The following is a 3799-nucleotide window of genomic DNA, read 5'->3' on the forward strand; positions in this document are numbered from 1 at the left end:
AAACAAGGGGTTTTACGACGCATTGGATAAATGCCGCAGGTTTTTCCCATGTTTTTTAAACTTTCTAAACTATTTTTAATTTTTACATGCTTTCTGCGCATACTCTGTCTGCACCAGATTTTCATACGCTGTACGATCCGTCAGCTCACCTGCATCTTCCAGGATATCCTGCAGAAGCTCAAAGCTGTCTTTTTCAAAAATAAGATTTTCTTTCCAGGTATCCTGGTCATAATAACGTTTTACAATGGCAGTAATGGTTTCAAGATCTGTTTCTTTGAACTGCGGTGCGATCACTTCTGCGATTTCCTCCGGCGTATGACTCTGCACATAGTCCATTCCCTTCTGAAGTGCATCGGTAAATTTCTGGATGATCTCAGGGTTTTCTTTCATGTAGCTTGCCTTTGCACTGTAGGATGTATATGGTACATATCCGGATGCCTCTCCGAGAGATGCAACTACATAGCCTGCTCCTTCTTTTTCCAGAATGGTCGCAGATGGTTCGAATTCTACTGTATATGCCGCGGAATCATCACCTGTAAAAGCTGCTGCTGTGGAACCGAAATCAATACTCTGGTCGATGATCAAATCCTTTTGCGGATCCATGCCGTTTTTCTTCAGTATATATTCAAATACCATTTCCGGCATTCCGCCCTTACGACCGCCAAGAACCTTCTCTCCTTTTAGATCCTCCCATTTGAAATCAGGCATCTCTTCTCTTGCCACTAGAAAATTCCCCGCACGCTGGGTTAACTGTGCAAAATTTACGACAGGATCCGTGGCGCCCTCCTGATAAGCATAAACAGATGCCTCTGCGCCCATAAATCCAATATCTGCCTCACCGGAAATCACAGCAGTCATCGTTTTATCTGCTCCGAATCCCGTCACCAGCGTCAGATCCAGACCTTTCTCCGCAAAATATCCCTCCTCAATCGCCACATACTGCGGTGCGTAAAAGATTGAATGTGCGACTTCATTCAGTGTAACCTTTGTAAGCTTCTCTTCTGTGCTGTCTTTCTTCGCAGCAAATACTCCCATTGGCAGCGCCGTCACCGCCAGCACAACTGCTGCCGCCAGTGCAATCCATTTTTTATTTTTCATGCAGATACTCCTTTACAGACTTCTTCTGTTAGAGTATGCATAATTAATTAATTGGTGACCAGGGAAACATACAAAGTATCGTAAAACACAGTCTCCATGATTCCTTTTGTTAGGATATGCCCAAAAAACCAACTGCTGATCACGATCAACTTTCCCATCAGTTAAAAAATATGAATTTTATTTAACAACAATTCAATTGTGTTCAATTTCCAATCCTGCTATGATTTAATCACAAAAGCTTTTGAAATTTCAATCAGGAGAGAATTAGGATGAATATTGGAAATGTGATAAAAAAATATAGAAAAGAGTCTGGTTTCACCCAGGAGGAAATGGCAAACCGCTTAGGAGTAACTACTCCAGCGGTGAATAAATGGGAGACGGGGAACTCCAATCCAGATATTGAACTGTTAGCACCAATTGCAAGACTGCTACATATTTCCCTTGATACCCTGTTGTCTTTTCATGAAAATCTGACAGACGTTGAAATTACAGAACTTATTCAGGAAATGGACAAAATGTTTTCAGCAGAAGGTTACGAAAAGACCTATCAATGGGCAGTAAATATCATAAAAGATTACCCTAACTGCAACATGCTTATCTGGCAGGTGGCGGTGATGCTTGACTCGCGAAGAATCATAGGTCAGTGTGAGCATCCCGATAAGTACGACGAACAGATTAATTCCTGGTACGAAATGGCACTAAATGACAAGGACGAAAAAATCCAGCACCATGCGGCAGATTCTCTGTTCGGATTCTACTTGCGAAAAGGGAATTATGAAATGGCAGAAAAATATCTGAACTATTTTTCCGACTATGATCCCATGAAAAAACTAAGACTTGGGCAATTATACATGGAACAGGAAAAAACAGAAGAAGCATATGAAAAACTGGAAAATATAATTCTTTCAGAGTATACTACTTTGAATCTTGCCTTTGGCATGATGATCACAAAAGCTCTTGACAATAAAGATCATAAATCCGCAAGATTCCTGGCCGAGAAAATGTATGCATTAGCAGGTATTTTTGAGATGGGAAAATACAATGAATGTGCAACCATGTTTAATGTTGTGGTGGCAGAACAAAATGTCGAAGATACTTTTAAGGTAATAAAACAACTGCTGGAGAATGTCGATACAATCTGTGATTTTCAGAAATCAAGATTATATAAACATATAAAATTCCAAGATGTAGAAAATCCATATGCTGAAGAAATGAAAAAAGAACTGATTGCAGGCTTCCAAAATGAAGAAGACTTTGCTTATATGAAAGGCTATAAACCCTGGAAAAAATTATTAGCAAAGTATTGATCCTGCTTATGTTTATTGCAAAATAAAAAACCTATTCATTCGCAATAGATCACATTTATAGATGAAAGAGATGCAGGCGTCGCGGCTCCTGCATCTCTTTTAACCCATAGGGTGCGTGATTGCAACGAAATTTACCACCTCAATGGATGATAAATTGCAATATATTTCAAAAATAAAAGAAGAACGTAATAAGGCACAGGACGAACTTGCTGAACTAAGGAAAATTCTTGAATTGTCAGATGATATTTCTTTGACAGAACACATTACAAAGATAAAAATAAATATTGACAAGGAGTAATTGAACCAGTATTATATAAGTACAAAGAAGTCTTTTTCCGGAGTGAGAAAGATATTATTACTTATTCAAAGGAAAGGGGCTCTGGACGAGTTCCTTTTTACATTTCATAAAATTTGATTTTATAACATATACTATGATCACAAAGTAGCTCTGGATAGGATATTCGGAGTTGTAAAACGGCGGAAATATCATTGCTGGTATTTCCGCCACTTCTTTTATAGATTATTCGCACTATTCAACCCATCCACTCAATTACGCAAAATCAAATCGTCTCATAATTTACATTAATATATGTACGCCACCCCCAAAATATGATAAGGTGAAGCAAATAGAATTTTTCAGGAGGTTATTAACAGTTAAATATAAATTATAAAATTATAAAATCATATAAGTACATGTTGAGTTTTATAAGATATTAGAACAGAATATTATTGAAAGGAGTTGATGCTTTGAGTAAATATTATTCTATACATGAATTTTCAAAAATTATAAGCGTATCCGCCCAGACATTACGAAATTGGGATGCCAATGGAAAACTTCATCCGCATCATACTACAGTAAGCGGCTATAGATATTATTCTGACGAGCAACTCAACCAGGTAATAAATGTAAAGCCTAAAACTCGCATTACAATTGGATATTGTCGCGTTTCCAGCCATAAACAGAAAGATGATCTGGAACGACAGATTGATAATGTTAAGACATATCTTCTGGCAAAAGGACAGCCATTTGAGATGATAAGTGATATCGGTTCCGGAATTAATTATAAGAAAAAAGGACTCCAGGAATTGATCAGGCGAATATCTCAAAATCAGGTTGAAAAGGTTGTTGTTTTATATAAAGATCGGCTATTGCGATTTGGTTTTGAATTGATAGAATATATCGCTTCGCTTTATAATTGTGAGATTGAGATTATTGATAATACTGAAAAATCCGAACAGCAGGAACTTGTTGAAGATCTGGTTCAGATGATCACAGTATTCAGTTGCAAATTACAAGGAAAACGAGCGAATAAAGCCAAGAAACTTATCCGGGAATTGATACAGGAGAAAGTAGATGGTAAAAGCCATAAAAGTAATGTTAATACCAAATAATA

At 37.4% G+C, this 3799-nt stretch carries 4 protein-coding genes; 3 read left to right on the forward strand and 1 reads right to left on the reverse strand.

The window, feature by feature from the left end:
• Positions 1-75: 75 nt before the first annotated feature.
• The gene (locus CK1_RS17020) at positions 76-1098 is read right to left on the reverse strand and encodes an ABC transporter substrate-binding protein (protein ID WP_015527373.1); all 1023 of its coding nucleotides are present in this window, start codon (positions 1096-1098) and stop codon (positions 76-78) included.
• Between the two features lie 269 nt (positions 1099-1367).
• Here CK1_RS17020 and CK1_RS17025 point away from each other — a divergent pair, with 269 nt between their 5' ends.
• The 3 genes from CK1_RS17025 to CK1_RS17035 all read left to right on the forward strand — a co-directional run bounded on the left by CK1_RS17025 (position 1368) and on the right by CK1_RS17035 (position 3797).
• Entirely contained in the window at positions 1368-2405 is a 1038-nt protein-coding gene (locus CK1_RS17025) for a helix-turn-helix domain-containing protein (RefSeq protein WP_015527374.1), read from the forward strand.
• 115 nt (positions 2406-2520) lie between these two features.
• On the forward strand, positions 2521-2703 hold the full coding sequence (locus CK1_RS17030; RefSeq protein WP_306289023.1) for a hypothetical protein: 183 nt from the start codon (positions 2521-2523) through the stop codon (positions 2701-2703).
• A gap of 449 nt (positions 2704-3152) precedes the next feature.
• A complete protein-coding gene (locus CK1_RS17035; RefSeq protein ID WP_118608691.1) occupies positions 3153-3797 on the forward strand; it encodes an IS607 family transposase in 645 nt (214 codons plus the stop codon).
• The last annotated feature ends 2 nt before the right edge of the window (positions 3798-3799 follow it).

The sequence above is a fragment of the Ruminococcus sp. SR1/5 genome, assembly GCF_000209835.1.
In the GTDB taxonomy this organism is placed as follows: domain Bacteria; phylum Bacillota; class Clostridia; order Lachnospirales; family Lachnospiraceae; genus Blautia_A; species Blautia_A fusiformis.

What these genes read in the sequence shown, in the direction of transcription:
- CK1_RS17020 (WP_015527373.1), bottom strand. Translation starts at nt 1,098, where the DNA reads ATGAAAAATAAAAAATGGATTGCACTGGCGGCAGCAGTTGTGCTGGCG.
- CK1_RS17025 (WP_015527374.1), top strand. Translation starts at nt 1,368, where the DNA reads ATGAATATTGGAAATGTGATAAAAAAATATAGAAAAGAGTCTGGTTTC.